Here is a 15,094-nt window from a genome sequence, read left to right as displayed (position 1 = left end):
TGAGACTCTAATTTTTTTGCGTCACTTCAATCTAAGAAAGAAGGTTCGCTGTTAGAACTCAATCTGTACGAGTGCCCACACAGATGATTGCTTCATATTTTTAAAGAACGTTGCGATGATTAAGCGCTTTGCTTTATCTCGCTAGGGCTGCGCATGTTACGCTTTCCTATTTTTTTGTCAACACTTAATTTTTTAAAGTTAAGTTTTACTTGACGCTGACTTCGTTTTGCTTTGCTAAGTTAGCGTAGCGCTCCGTGTCAGTGGGGTCGCATTATAGGGAGATGGAGAAAAAGCGCAAGCGTTTATTTGAAGAAAAGTGATAAAAACAACGTGTTCGAGCAGTTTTCACTCGAAACGCCTATTATTAGGACAAAACACAGATAATATGTACATTAAAAGTACGAACCTAACTACATACAAAGGTACTTCGCTTAGTGCTACCTTTAGTCATCTATCTGAAATATACGTTTACTACGAATAGAAGTATAAGAGCCACTATTAATAGCGTCATAACCAGTACCCTAAAACGTAACCTAGTCAGGATATTTCAATCCCCCTAATACGCTTTAACTACTTTATTTAATCGCTGGGGGATAAGGGGTTCGCCGATGACATATTCTGCGCTCAAATAAAGGATGAACAATTTGCTTGAACTGACGACGCTCTTTGAATTTCCGCTCTTCAAGTAATGCTTCTAGTTGCTCTATAAAAATAATCGGTTTCATAAGCGCACCCTACAAAGTTCTGTAAAGATAAAAATAGCTCAGCCAAGCACTTTTGCAATATACGCAACTAATTTTTCATCCATATAACAGCAAGGCATTGTAATATCTAAACTTTTAAACCTGTGTAATCCTCATAATCACATTTATAAACTCTGTTCGTAAATCATACAATACAGTTGACTGAGTGTTTTTTAACCAATTATTTTACATTTTGTTTTCAAGTTTATATACATATAAGGAATACGTCAGAGAAAATAAGATAAGGATACAACATGAAATCAATACTATACCTGTCATTACTCACATTGCCCGTGACCAGTTTGGTCCAAGCTCAAGGACAACATCACTTAACTAAAGAGCTTAGTGCAGAACAGACCGCGTTAGTTAAAGCTAGCATTAACGCAGTCATAGCAATTGATGAGAATGAATTTGTGTTTAACAACACATTACAAACCCAAGATTGGGATGCTTTTTTCTATCGTAATGCACCCCACCTACTAGAATTTAAAGAAATCATCCTCCACTGGGCTGGGCACTCTAGCATTAACCCCAAACTTTTACTGGCATTAATGGAGTTACAAAGCAACGTATTAAGTGAACCGACGAAGTTAAATATAGTGTCGCCTTTTGGCACTTTAAGTGACAAGCTAGGGTTTGCTGAGCAAGTCCAAGATTTAGCAATCACACTGAATCAACGCTTTTATCAGTTTGCACAAAAAATTGAGGAAAAAACGCTACAAGGCCCAATTAATTCAGCCACGTCCAGTTTGGTAAGTGTACTCAGCAACACACAAGTCCACCCCTCTGACGCTTTACATCAGTTAATTGATATATATGACACTCTTAGCAATACCTCGCTTTTACTCTCACAAAACCACACGGTGACAATTACAGAGCAGCCAAGTAATAACTTTTATATGAGCTTTCCATGGCCATCGGGCTACGCATGGTATAGCGGCGGCGCGCATTCGAATACAGGCTCTGGATACCCTTACTCGTCATTAGATTTTAACAATGGTTCTGGTGGCTGGGGAAGCAATACCCCCTGGGTACAAGCGGCACATGGTGGCACCGTTACCCGATACTCTTCATGTAATATTCGCGTCACCCACTCCAGTGGTTACGCGACACAATATTATCATATGAGTAATTTGCGCTATCAAACAGGAGATGTAATTAATTCTGGTGCGTGGCTCGGTCGTTACGCCAATAATAAAAGCCAAGCCCTCTGCCAAGGCGGTCAATCCAGTGGACCCCATGTGCACTTTTCTTTGCTCAATAATGGCCGTTTTACGTCTCTACATAATTGGTATATCAGCAATTATAGAATAGATGTTGGTAATAGTAATTACGATGATAACTGTCGGAATTTTTATTTTGAAAAAAATGGCTACAGAACGTGTGCCTGGAGAGCGTTATATAAGTAACCTCAGCTCTGGATAAGCGAATTTGCCCAATAAAGCTATTTTTTCACTCTCGGCATTGCTTTCATTTGTAATAGCCCGCTATTACTGCATAAAAGCGCCTTGATATTGAACAAAATATCATCATTGGATGATACGTAAGTTTGCTTTCAAAACATTTTCTATTCCAAAATCTTTATCCAAACCTGAGGTTAAGTAGTATGTTATGTCAGTAAATTAGGGCTGAATTCACTCAGCCCTTATCGTATCGCACTGCTTAATTTAAAGCTCGCTCAACTTGATCAAAATGCGCGATCACTTCAACAATTTCTAGTTCAGCATCTTGGTATGCGCTTTCAGATTTAAAGCCTTGCTTCGCAATTGCTTGCACTGTCGCTGGGTGCACTAATAAATCTTTGGCATGGTAGCACACTGGATCATCAAATTTTGGTAACTTACCATCAGCATGATAGCCCGTTTCAATTTCTTCAAGAGGTAAAGTAGGGATGAGATCGGCTGCGGCATCAAGCGCCCCTAAATACGTTTGGCATTGAGGGTACTTAACAGTGAATTCTGATAAAAGCTTGCGCGATGTTTTAACTAAGTTTGCAGAGCTTTTCTCTAGCTCTTGCGCCGTATTTTGAGTACGAATATCGGCTAGTAATGATTTAGCCTGACTCTTATATGCCTGAAGCGTAGTTTCCGCTTTTTCAACAGGTGCTGTTTGCACTTGCGCTACTTCTTCCTTTTCTGAACATGCAGTCAAACTGGCTGCAGCTAGCAAAATTACCAACTGTTTATACATAAGAACCTCAAAGTATGATTGAAAACGATTCTCATTATACTCAAGTGTCATTTTATTGAAACAAAAAAAGCCACACTGAGTGTGGCTTTTTAAATACACTAATACACTTTACGGCATAGCGTCTAAATCAGCGCCTTCTTTTTCTACTTCAACAGGAATAAGATCTTCTTTACTTACCCCCATTGCAACTGCAACAGAACTGGCCACATATACTGAAGAATATGTACCAATGAACACACCGAACAGTAAGGCAGTCGCAAAACCATGAATTGTCTGACCGCCCCAAACAAATAGGGCAACAAGTACAAGAATCGTTGTAATAGACGTTACTAATGTACGGTTAAGTGTTTGCGTGAGTGAAATATTAATGATTTCGATGGTGTCATCAATACGCACTTTACGGAAGTTCTCTCGAATACGATCAGATACAACAATCGTGTCATTCAAGGAGTACCCTATCACCGCAAGTATTGCCGCTAAAATGGTAAGGTCAAATTCTAAATCTAGAATCGAAAACAATCCCATCGTGAGTATTACATCATGAAAGAGTGCCGCTACTGCACCAATTGCAAAGCGCCATTCAAAACGAAAAGCAACATACAATAGAATACAGATCAACGCAGTCAGCATAGCTAAACCACCTTGCTCTTTAAGGTCTTCACCTACACTAGGACCCACAAACTCAATACGGCGCATTTCTACGCTGCTGTCAGCTTGTTGTAAAGCTGCAACTAGCTGATTACCAATCTCCTCAGCTTTCACATCATCACCGCGCGGGGCTAAGCGAACGAGTACTTCTTGGCTAGTACCAAAGAGTTGCACTGATGCATCTGCGAAGCCATTTTCAGCCAACACTGAACGGATTTTTTTCAGGTCAGCCGGTTGTGAAAAACCAACTTCAACGGCTGTACCGCCTGTAAAATCCAAACCAAAATTTAGTCCGCGTATTGTCATAGACGCAATTGATGCAATGATCAGCAACGCTGAAAATGCCATCGTTAGTTTGCGAGCCGACATAAAACGAATCGTATCTTTCAATTTTAATAACTGCATAGTGTTCTCCTAAATTGAAAGCTTATCGATACGTTTACCACCGATGAAGAAGTTAATCACCGCACGTGTGCCAACAATGGCTGTAAACATAGATGTAATAATACCAATCGCTAATGTCACCGCGAAACCAGCTATAGGACCTGTGCCCACAGAGAACAAAATAACTGCTGCGATTAAGGTCGTAATGTTTGCATCAAAAATGGTACTGAATGCACTGTCATAGCCTTGATGTACTGCTTGTTGAGGACTACGCCCATCAGCCAACTCTTCACGTATACGTTCAAATATTAATACGTTCGCATCTACCGCCATACCAACAGTTAGTACAATACCCGCGATACCCGGTAAAGTCAGTGTGGCACCAGGAATCATCGACATAACACCAATGATTAACACTAAGTTTGCTGCCAACGCCAAGTTTGCAACTAAACCAAAGCCTTTGTAGTAAGCCAGCATGAACGCTAATACAAATGCAAAACCAAGCACAACCGCAGTCATACCCGCTTCGATGTTTTCTTGTCCGAGGCTTGGTCCTACTGTACGCTCTTCAACGATTTGAATTGGCGCAACCAAAGCTCCTGCACGTAGCAGTAAACTTAGGTTATGTGCTTCAGCAGGGCTATCGATCCCCGTAATACGGAATGAGTTATTTAAACGAGATTGAATCGTTGCTACGTTAATAACCTCTTCTACTTTTATAGGCGGTAACGCTTTACCATTTTCATCTTTCTTGCCAGATGGCTTATATTCAATGAAAACCGTTGCCATACGTTTACCAACAGCACGTTTGGTAAATGCACTCATTTTTGCACCGCCTTTACTATCAAGGCTAATACTTACTTGAGGACGCTGATATTCATCAACACCAGACTGCGCACCCGTAATATGTGTACCACCCAAGATCACACGCTTTTTCATCACGACTGGGTAACCATCTTTGTGGTTTATCACTTCAGTGCCTGGCGGTACTCTGCCTTGAGCAGCTGAACGCACATCAGCATTTTCGTCTACTTCACGAAACTCGAGTGTTGCGGTTGCACCTAGTATCTCTTTAGCACGCGCCGTATCTTGGACACCTGGTAGCTGCACAATAATACGCTCTGCGCCTTGACGCTGTACATTGGGTTCTGCTACACCTAATTGGTTAATACGGTTACGAATAATAGTTTCGTTTTGTTTGATAGCATATTCACGAATTTCTTTAAATTTTTGTGGTGACAAGCTGGCAAAGAACGCTAAACCATTACTGCTATCATTTATAAAGTTGTAAAGTGGGTAACGGGTTTTTAAAAAGCGCTCAGCTGCATCTCGATCCGCATCATTGCGCATCACAACTTGAATTCGTTCACTACCTGCAACTCGGCGAATACTGCGATAACGTAATTTTTCGCCTCGCAAATCACTCTTAAAATCTTGCTCCATGGTTTCTAATGCATTATCTAATGCCGTTACCATGTCAACTTCCATTGTAAAATGAACACCACCGCTTAAATCCAATCCTAGCTTCATTGGATTACCACCTAAGTTTTTTAACCACTCAGGTTGTGCAGGGCTCATATTAATCGCAGAGATATAGTCTTCACTTAACGTATCTCGCAAAATATCTTGTGCTTTTAACTGCTCTTCAACATTTTTAAAACGTACTAATACTTGATCATTTTCTAATACTGTTGATTTAACAGTAATATTATTACTTTTTAGTGTTCTATTTACCTGATCAAGTACGCTTAAGTCAGCACTGGCACCTTTGGTACCAGAGATCTGTATAGCCGGATCACGGCCATACAGATTCGGTGAGGCATATAAAATCCCTACCGCTAACACAGCGAGCACAAGTAAGTATTTCCACATTGGATACTTGTTTAACACTGGATTATCCCTTTTTTATTGTTATGTGTTATAGCGACTTCATCGTACCTTTTGGTAATACGGCTGAAATGGCTGATTTTTGAACTGTTACTTCGGCTTGATCATTTAAAGCAACAACAACAAAGTCTTTATCATCAGAGACTTTAGAAATTTTGCCCACTAAACCACCTTGCGTTAACACTTCATCCCCTTTACCTAAAGCACCCATCAAACTTTTATGCTCTTTAACACGCTTAGCTTGAGGGCGATAAATTAAGAAATAAAACACGAGGCCAAATACAGCCAACATGATCAACATTTCCATACCACCGCCTGCAGGCGCAGCACCTGCAGTGCTTGCATGCGCGCTTGACATAAATAAACTCATAATACTTCCTCTTTAATTTTAAAACTTTCTATTTAATTTGTTGCGGTATTAGCTTGTTGTATCAGCCAATGGCGGTACGGGTAAATCACGGCGCGCATAAAAATCAGCGACAAACTCATCTAATTTACCTTCGCCGATTGCGTTACGTAGCCCTTCCATCACACGCTGATAATAACGCAAGTTATGGATCGTATTTAAACGCGCACCTAAAATCTCATTACATTTATCTAAATGATGCAAATACGCGCGAGAGTAACCTGTACACGTATGGCAATCACATTCTGGGTCCAGTGGACCTGTATCAGTTTTATGTACTGCATTTCGAATTTTAATAACACCGCCAGTAATAAACAAATGCCCATTTCGTGCATTTCGTGTTGGCATTACACAATCAAACATGTCAATACCACGGCGAACCGCTTCAACTAAATCTTCTGGTTTACCAACACCCATTAAATATCTGGGCTTGTCTTCAGGCATTTTATACGCACAATGGTCTAAAATGCGGATCATATCTTCTTTAGGCTCACCAACTGACAAACCACCAAGCGCATAGCCATCAAAACCGATTTCTTCTAGGCCTTTTTGCGACACAGCACGTAATTCTGGATACATGCCACCTTGGATAATACCAAATAATGCCGACGGGTTATCACCGTGTCCTTCTTTAGAGCGCTTCGCCCAACGAAGAGATAGCTCCATAGAATCACGCGCCTCTTTTTCAGTCGCAGGGTATGGCGTACACTCATCAAAAATCATAACAATGTCAGAACCTAAATCACACTGCACTTGCATGGCTTTTTCAGGAGACAGCATGATTTTTTCACCGTTTACGGGTGATTGAAACAACACGCCTTCTTCAGAAATCTTGCGCATAGCACCTAAACTAAATACTTGGAAACCACCTGAATCAGTTAGAATAGGCTTATCCCAATTCATAAAGTCATGTAAATCACCATGCTGTTTGATGATCTCAGTACCAGGGCGAAGCATTAAGTGAAAGGTATTACCTAAACAAATTTCTGCCCCAGTGCCCTTCAACTCATCCGGGGTCATACCTTTTACAGTACCGTACGTGCCAACAGGCATAAATGCAGGTGTCTCAACAACACCACGGTCAAAAATCAAGCGTCCACGACGCGCTTTGCCGTCTGTACGATCTAATTCAAATTTCATCATTACCTCAAAGTCGGAAAAACAGTCCAACATAAACTGTTATCAACATGACATAGTTAATAATCAGGTTAAAAAATCTGCTCAATTCTACCTTGTTTGCCAGTGCAATTCTAATTATTGGGCCGAAAATTGGCTTTTAAAGCGAGTAGAAGAAGAAAACTGAAGGGTTTATGAATGAGCCCAGCGTGTTCTGGGCTCAAAAGTGGGTTACTTTTAGCTTTGTTTCGTTAAAAACATCGCGTCACCATAGCTAAAGAAACGGTATTGTTCTTCCACCGCGGTATGATAAGCCCCCATAATATGATCTTGTCCAGAAAACGCACTGACAAGCATGATCAATGTCGACTCAGGTAAATGAAAGTTTGTAACCATGGCGTCAACTACTTGAAACTCGTAACCTGGATAGATAAATATATCCGTGTCACCGTAAAATGCTTGTAAGTCCCCCGCACTCGCTTTGGCAGCTGATTCTAACGATCGAACTGACGTTGTGCCAACAGCTACGATTCGACCACCCTTTGCTTTAGTGCGGGCTATGGCATCAACAACTTCTGCGGGGACTTCAATGTACTCTGAGTGCATCACGTGATCATCAATTTCATCAACACGCACTGGTTGAAAAGTACCGGCTCCGACATGCAAGGTAATAAAAGCGGTCTCGACACCTTTACTCTGAATTTGTGCCAATAACGCTTCATCAAAATGTAATCCCGCAGTTGGCGCTGCAACCGCTCCCGGCTTTTCATTATAAACCGTTTGATAACGCTCTTTATCTTCTTCTTCGTCAGGTCTATCTATATAAGGCGGTAATGGCATATGACCAATGTCATCAAGTATCGTCAGTACCGTTTGCTCACCCGCAAACTTTAATTCAAATAACTCACCATGGCGCGCAACCATTGTTGCCTTGGCTTTGCCTTCCAAAATAAGCTCAGCCCCCGGCTTTGGGGATTTGCTGGCACGCACATGTGCCAATACGCTGTGCTCATCCAACACACGCTCAACCAAGACTTCGACTTTACCGCCCGACGCTTTTTGGCCAAACATTCGAGCTGGGATCACTTTAGTATTATTAAACACCATCAAGTCATTTGGCTCTAACATATCTATGATATCTGTAAAAGTTTTATGGCCCAGCTGACCACTATTCCCGTCTAAGGTCAGCAAGCGACTACTTGTACGCTCTTTTTTTGGATGACGAGCAATTAATTCATCGGGTAATTCAAAGCTAAAATCAGCAACGCGCATAACAACTTCTCTAAATATCTAAATTGGCGCCAAGTCTAGAGATCATAAAAGCCTAAATCAAGTGCTTGTAACCTTGCAAAAATAGCATTAACCTAGCCTGATTGCTGGCTGCTGATAAAAAAGCGCAATGCACCAAGGGAATTGGGTCTGCGAGTTACACTAGATAGCCAATTAGAAACAATTACTTGTGACATTATTATTACTCGGGGTACAAATTGTTACTAAAGACCGACATGGGATTAAAGCTGTAACCATGGCAAGACAACTTAAATTGTTAATCGTCAATGCGAGCAATGAAGAACGCAGTGCTATAAAGCAAACCTTGGCCAATTTAGACGTATTCAACTTTATTGAACGTTCAGATAGTCAAGAAGCTTTGCATGTTCTAAAACAGCACGCAGTCGACTTAATCATAACCGGCCTAGATGTCGGTAAAATAGATGGCTGGCGCTTTGCAAGAATGGTACGTTCAGGGTTACTGAATACGCCTAAGAATACCCCGATTGTTCTGATCCCCCCTATTTATTGTGAACGTATAGCAGAGACTACAGCACGCAGTTACAGCATAGATGCAGTGCTACCTTTTGAACGCCAAGAAATGCTGCCACAAGTACTCGCTAATGTCCTGTCCACGCACCTAGAAAAAAGTAGTCGCTTAGATTTATTATTACTTGAAACCGATACTCAGCGCGCAAATGAGATTTGCCAGCATTTAGCACTAAACTTTGCGTGTACACATGTCACCACAGCCAACGCAGCACTCTCGCAGTTTTTACAGCATCAATATGCCATTGTGTTACTAGATGCCACAGCCACACGTGCAGAAGCAGCAAAAGAACTCGTTGACAGTATTTTAGATCATAATCCCAACCAAGCCATAGTCACAATAATTGATAACAAAGACGCTGATTACGCTGAACAATTGCTGTTATTAGGGGTTACTGACTTTGTTCGTGCACCCTACGATATATCAATGCTCGGAAAAGTATGCGACCACGCAGCTCGGCGCGAAGACTTTATGGTCAGTTATGCTGAGTTTGCTGATAAAGTGTCCTTACTAAGCAGAAGTGAACATCGTTACAAAGAGCTTTTTTCTGCACACCAACGTATTTTGTTACACCTCAATACGGTTGTCATGGAGTTGGATACACAAGGCCAGATCCGCTTTATTAACCCAGCGTGGGAATCGTTAACTGGTTTTGGTATAAAAGCCAGTCTGGGTAAAAGCCTCAGTGGTTATTTTGATACTCAGTGTCGTACGACATTACAAACGACGCTCAATGATATTTTGGCAGGCAAGCAGCAACATGCAAAACTAGAATTGAAACTTGTCCATCAGCAAAACCATAACATCTGGACCGAGTGTCGCTTTCAGATGATCAAAAATAGCACCAATACAGCAACAATTACTGCCACGGTAGATAATATCCATGAGCGTAAGCAAGCTGAGCTGCAACTACGGCATCTAGCATTGCATGATACGTTAACAGGACTACATAACCGCTATTATTTTGATCAACAGTTGCAAGCGTTATGCTCTAAGGTGCAGCCCAATTCATCTACCGAACATGCTTTGCTGTATATAGACTTAGATCACTTTAAAATTATCAATGATAGTAAAGGGCATCAACAAGGCGATATTGTCCTCAAAGAAGTATCTCAGCTTTTTGGCCATAACATTGATGATGAACATTTGATCTTTCGGATCGGTGGAGATGAGTTCGCCGTGATCTTAAAGGATATTAACTTACTTGATGCGCACCTTGTCGCTGAAAGTATTTGTGTTGCCATTGAAAAGCATACATTCCATTCTGAAGAGCATAGCTACTCAATTAGTTGCTCCATTGGTTTAACCCAAATCACCTGTGATAATAACGACGCTAATGAGTGCCTTAAGCAGGCTGATATTGCGCTATACATAGCCAAAAGCTTGGGCCGAAACCTCGTACACTGTTATAACAAAGAAGACGCACAAAATAATACGCTACAAACAGGCCTTGAATGGGGGCATAGCGTCAGACAAGCATTACAAAATAATCATATTGAGCTGCACTACCAAGCAATATGGGACTTTAAAAAAGACACCGTTGCGTATTATGAAACCTTATTACGCTTAAAGATAAATGATGAATTAGTGTACCCAAATCATTTTATCCCCGCTTTAGAATTGCTCAATGACACCTTTTTAATGGATAAATGCGTTATCCAGCACGCGATACGAGATGTGGCACAACACTCAGAACTCAATCAAGTTGCCATTAATTTGTCGGCCCATTCCTTCTTAGATGAGCGCCTTTTACCACATATACAAGCATGTTTAATCGAACATCAAGTGCCAGCCGAACGCATTATTTTTGAGATCACCGAGTCTGCCAGTATTAACAATTTGAGTGCAACACAAGCGATGATAGCAAAGCTCAACCAGCTAGGGTGTCACTTTTCCATTGATGATTTTGGTACTGGTTTCAGTACCTTTAGTTACTTAAAACAACTACCAGCACAGCACGTTAAGATAGATGGATCCTTTGTGAGAGACATGCTCAATGATCCCATTGACCTTGCATTAGTGAAAGCTGTTCACGATATAAGTCACTCTCTAGACAAGCGTTCAGTAGCAGAGTATGTTGAAAACGTTGATATTTTCAATGCCTTAAAAGACATTGGCGTAGATTATGGGCAAGGCTACTTCATTGCTAAACCGATGCCCATAGCCTCCTTAAAAAGTAATTTAACAACTATTTTAGCCAGTAAAACAAGTTGATAAAAAATAATTGCCGCCCCACCCTTTTGCTTGTCAAAAAATCACCTATAATTACCTAAAGTGAAGATGTCCACCTAAGTTATTGATTTATTCTTTTCTGGTGGACATTCAATGGATTGAGTTACATCACGTTGTAGATGTTGAGGAGTACTATTATGCTACTTTTAATTTCGTTCTTATTGGCGGTCCACTTTGCTGTTGCACAACAATGTTATCGGCTTTCTCTAAACAAAGGTTATCCGAGCAAGATCTTCGTTGCTCTGGGTCTAATACCTTATTTTAATTTAGTGGTGTGGGTCTATTTATTGTTTTTGCCCGATCTGAGCAATGCACGTAAATTTGAACAACCCTTATGATATTGATCTAATAAAACCAAAAAGAGACTTTAATGGGTGCACACTGCACCCATTTTTATGATTATGATGCGTTATTGGCATTGCTCACTTACAAATGATCCTACCTTTTCGCTGAATAATCTAAAGTCTCTGATCCGTCCTGTTGTTTTGCGCCACAATAGCCCTATTTCACGATAAGCATCAGCTTGTGAGGCTTTCGTTGTCATATTCTTTCCATCAAGGATCCCTGCATTAATGGCCATTTTAGGTAAGAAAGTGACCCCGTTTTGGTACTCCACCATACTGAGCAGCGTATGTAGATTTGCGGCTTCAAAAGGGTTAATACACGCACTACGATTTAAATGACACGCACTTAATGCGTGGCCTGTCATACAGTGCTCTTTTTCAAGGAGAAAAACACTCTGCTCTGGGAGCAAGTTAAAATCTTCCACTCCCTGCGCAACGGTGTAGTCTGTATGATGTACTAACGAAAAGTGGTCCTGAGCCAATACCTGCGTGTGAAACTTTTCCGTTCTATATGGTAAAGCCAACATCGCCATGTCGATATGACCATGCTCTAGCTTATCAAGCAATCTATCACTGGTATCTTCAACTAAGATCAATTGCAGGTGGGGGAAGTGCTGCTTACAAAACTGATATAAAGGTGCAGCAATAAAGCTGGCAATAGTCGGGATCACTCCGAGCGTCAACTTGCCTGACAAAGGATGCTTATAACTCTTTGTGAGTTCTTTCACACTCATTGTGTCGGCGATAATTTTCTTCGCTCGTACAACAACCTCTTCGCCAATGTCAGTGAACATTAAACTGCGATTTTCTCGCTCAATAAGCTGACAGCCGAGGGTTTCTTCTAGCGTTTGAATTGCACTGCTTAAAGTCGATTGGCCAATAAAGCACGCTTCTGCGGCTCTACCAAAGTGCTGATGTTGATGTACTGCAATTAAATACTGAAGCTGTTTAATACTAGGTAAGTTATTCACTATATAAAACTTTGCTTTAAGCTTTGGAGATCAATACGTCCAGTATAACCTTGATATATTATGAGGAAAACTATTTGCTGACACCAATCGAACAGATCACACAGTGCTCAATATCTATAGCCTGTATTTTAGAGACAAGTAAAGTCAGTGAGTTGATAGCTTACGGTACGATCGTACTCTGGATGATTCTGTCGCCCAAAAATAAAAAGACCCCAATACCTAGGGTATTGAGATCTTTTCAAGCTAAAAGTCTGTTCGATTAATTACACGCCAAATGCGGTTCTTAATACGTAGAATATAACAATAGCAAGGGCTGCGCCAACTGGCAATGTGATCACCCAAGAAACTACAATGTTTCTTATCACACCCATGTTTAATGCGGCAATACCGCGCGCCATACCAACACCCAATACCGCACCAACCAATGTTTGTGTAGTAGAGATTGGTAAACCAGTACCTGAGGCGATAACTACTGTAGAAGCCGCTGCAAGCTCAGCCGCAAAGCCACGACTTGGTGTTAAGTGTGTGATGCCTTCACCAATGGTTTTGATCACTTTCTTACCTAAAATAGCAAGACCCGCAACGATACCAAAACCACCTAGTGGTAATATCCACCACGCAATCGCTGCTTTCTTAGCAATTTCGCCATTATTTTCAACGATATTTACTACCGCAGCAAGTGGACCAATTGCATTTGCAACATCGTTTGAACCATGTGCGAACGCCATACAACATGCTGTTAATACCATCAAGATAGCAAATACTTTCTCAACATTATTGAACTGCATCTGCTTGTCAGCTTGTGGGTCCATCTTCATACGATCAATAACAAACTTACCGATCACACCAATGATAACCGCAAAGCCAATCGCTAGCGCATAGCCTTCAACGGTACCAAGATTAATACCAATATGCTTCAAGCCTTTTTTAATGGTCACTAGAGACATTACAAAGCCTGCTAGACCCATATAAATAGGCACAAAACGCTTCGCATTCTTTAATGGCTGATCAGTATCAAAAATCAGTTTTTGCGCACTCATAAAAATAAGGTATGCAATAAAGCCAGATATAGCAGGGGTCACAATCCAACTACCAACAATACCAGCTACTTTGCCCCACTGGATTGCTTCGCTACCAACAGCAACTAACGCAAAACCAATGATTGCACCAATAATTGAATGCGTTGTTGATACAGGCCAACCCAACATTGAAGCCAATAATAACCATGTACCAGCAGCAAACAGTGCTGAGATCATCCCCAATACCATCAGTTCAGGAATGTCTGCAAAGGGGGCTGCGTCAATGATCCCTTTACGAATTGTTGACGTTACTTCTCCGCCGGCAAGATATGCACCAGCGAATTCAAAGATCATAGCAATAATAATTGCTTGTTTAATAGTTAGCGCTTTAGAACCAACCGATGTACCCATCGCATTGGCAACGTCGTTCGCACCAATACCATAAGCCATGAAAAAACCCACTGCGGCTGCTAAAAGCACCAGCATGGTCCCGTAGGATTCAATGATATCCATTGTAAAACCTTACTTTTTTAAAACAATTGTCTTTAGATTAACGCGCAAGCATTACTTCTAATCTTGAGCCAACACGCTCGGCAATATCGGCAAGTCCGCCAACCCACTCGATGATTTTGTATAAGAACATTACATCTATTGGATTAAGCTCACCTTCGATTGCTCGTAGTTCTTGGCGAATTTTAATTTGCATATCATCCGTGTCTTGCTCGATTGCATCCAATTCAACCAACATCTCTTCAACCAAGGTCACTTCTCGACCTCTAAATCCGGTTTCCAATAGTTCGTCAAGTTCGTTGATTGCCTTCGATGCTTGTTTTGTGGCATCCACACAACGTTGCAAATAGGTAAGGAAGTAGACTTGGATAGACTCTGGGATCTCCATTTCACGACCGACAACGCGACCTGCGATGTCTTTCGCTTTATTGGCGATTTTGTCTTGGTGGGTAATTAACTCCAGTAGATCAGTTCGTTCTACTGGCATAAATAGACCACGAGGCAGCTGTAAACGTACTTCACGCTTTAATACATCAGCTTCACGCTCTAAGTTACGGATCTGAACTCGTAGCGCTTCCGCTTCGGTCCATTCCCCTTTGAAGACATGCTCAAAAAACGGCACTAAAGCTTTGCTCGCTTTATGTACGATTTTGATATGTTCTTCCACTGGCTTAATAGGAGATTTTGCAAATACTCCTAAAAACGCATTTGTAGGCATAATTGACCCTTAAATCATATTTATATGCTTTGCAGATCGAATTTTACAGCATTGAGCGCCATTGTGAATGGATTTTTATCGTAAAGATGATTAAGTAGTCACATAAT

General features: G+C 41.1%; 13 protein-coding genes. 3 read left to right on the top strand and 10 right to left on the bottom strand.

Going from position 1 to position 15,094, the window contains the following annotated elements; all coding sequences use genetic code 11:
• Window positions 1–575 precede the first annotated feature (575 nt).
• A complete protein-coding gene (locus BGP78_RS22590) occupies window positions 576–725 on the bottom strand; it encodes a hypothetical protein (protein ID WP_182912208.1) in 150 nt (49 codons plus the stop codon).
• Between the two features lie 272 nt (window positions 726–997).
• Between BGP78_RS22590 and BGP78_RS03365 the strand changes: the two genes are divergently transcribed.
• Window positions 998–2,152, top strand: coding sequence for a M23 family metallopeptidase (locus tag BGP78_RS03365; protein ID WP_119860069.1), 1,155 nt, complete (start codon window positions 998–1,000; stop codon window positions 2,150–2,152).
• Window positions 2,153–2,405: 253 nt separating this feature from the next.
• On the opposite strand, the gene BGP78_RS03360 is transcribed toward BGP78_RS03365, so the two are convergent.
• The 6 genes from BGP78_RS03360 to queA form a co-directional block, all read right to left on the bottom strand.
• Window positions 2,406–2,933 carry a hypothetical protein gene (locus BGP78_RS03360; RefSeq protein ID WP_119860087.1) on the bottom strand — a complete coding sequence of 176 codons (528 nt, stop codon included), beginning with the start codon at window positions 2,931–2,933 and terminating at the stop codon, window positions 2,406–2,408.
• A 108-nt stretch (window positions 2,934–3,041) separates the two neighbouring features.
• On the bottom strand, window positions 3,042–3,986 hold the full coding sequence (gene secF, locus BGP78_RS03355) for a protein translocase subunit SecF (protein ID WP_119860068.1): 945 nt from the start codon (window positions 3,984–3,986) through the stop codon (window positions 3,042–3,044).
• Window positions 3,987–3,995: 9 nt separating this feature from the next.
• Window positions 3,996–5,855 (bottom strand): protein translocase subunit SecD, encoded by a 1,860-nt coding sequence (secD, locus tag BGP78_RS03350; protein WP_119860067.1) that lies wholly within the window; start codon window positions 5,853–5,855, stop codon window positions 3,996–3,998.
• A 28-nt stretch (window positions 5,856–5,883) separates the two neighbouring features.
• Window positions 5,884–6,222: a preprotein translocase subunit YajC gene (yajC, locus tag BGP78_RS03345; protein ID WP_010364031.1), complete on the bottom strand. Its 339-nt coding sequence runs from the start codon at window positions 6,220–6,222 to the stop codon at window positions 5,884–5,886.
• Window positions 6,223–6,270: 48 nt separating this feature from the next.
• Window positions 6,271–7,398 carry a tRNA guanosine(34) transglycosylase Tgt gene (gene tgt, locus BGP78_RS03340; protein ID WP_119860066.1) on the bottom strand — a complete coding sequence of 376 codons (1,128 nt, stop codon included), beginning with the start codon at window positions 7,396–7,398 and terminating at the stop codon, window positions 6,271–6,273.
• A gap of 213 nt (window positions 7,399–7,611) precedes the next feature.
• Window positions 7,612–8,646, bottom strand: coding sequence for a tRNA preQ1(34) S-adenosylmethionine ribosyltransferase-isomerase QueA (gene queA / locus BGP78_RS03335; protein ID WP_119860065.1), 1,035 nt, complete (start codon window positions 8,644–8,646; stop codon window positions 7,612–7,614).
• A 253-nt stretch (window positions 8,647–8,899) separates the two neighbouring features.
• Between queA and BGP78_RS03330 the strand changes: the two genes are divergently transcribed.
• The gene (locus BGP78_RS03330; RefSeq protein WP_119860086.1) at window positions 8,900–11,407 is read left to right on the top strand and encodes an EAL domain-containing protein; all 2,508 of its coding nucleotides are present in this window, start codon (window positions 8,900–8,902) and stop codon (window positions 11,405–11,407) included.
• A 155-nt stretch (window positions 11,408–11,562) separates the two neighbouring features.
• Window positions 11,563–11,763, top strand: coding sequence for a hypothetical protein (locus tag BGP78_RS03325; RefSeq protein WP_119860064.1), 201 nt, complete (start codon window positions 11,563–11,565; stop codon window positions 11,761–11,763).
• Window positions 11,764–11,834: 71 nt separating this feature from the next.
• Here the strand turns inward: BGP78_RS03325 and BGP78_RS03320 are convergent, their stop codons facing one another.
• From BGP78_RS03320 to BGP78_RS03310, 3 genes are all read right to left on the bottom strand, one after another.
• The gene (locus BGP78_RS03320; RefSeq protein ID WP_119860063.1) at window positions 11,835–12,740 is read right to left on the bottom strand and encodes a hydrogen peroxide-inducible genes activator; all 906 of its coding nucleotides are present in this window, start codon (window positions 12,738–12,740) and stop codon (window positions 11,835–11,837) included.
• A gap of 263 nt (window positions 12,741–13,003) precedes the next feature.
• Complete coding sequence (locus BGP78_RS03315; RefSeq protein ID WP_119860062.1) at window positions 13,004–14,272, bottom strand: inorganic phosphate transporter; 1,269 nt, start codon at window positions 14,270–14,272, stop codon at window positions 13,004–13,006.
• Between the two features lie 37 nt (window positions 14,273–14,309).
• Window positions 14,310–14,987, bottom strand: coding sequence for a TIGR00153 family protein (locus tag BGP78_RS03310; RefSeq protein WP_119860061.1), 678 nt, complete (start codon window positions 14,985–14,987; stop codon window positions 14,310–14,312).
• Window positions 14,988–15,094: the final 107 nt, after the last annotated feature.

This window comes from Pseudoalteromonas sp. MSK9-3, assembly GCF_003590335.1.
Taxonomy (GTDB): domain Bacteria; phylum Pseudomonadota; class Gammaproteobacteria; order Enterobacterales; family Alteromonadaceae; genus Pseudoalteromonas.
The sequence above is the reverse complement of the archived record's forward strand: the minus strand, read 5'-3'. Positions and strand labels throughout refer to the sequence as shown.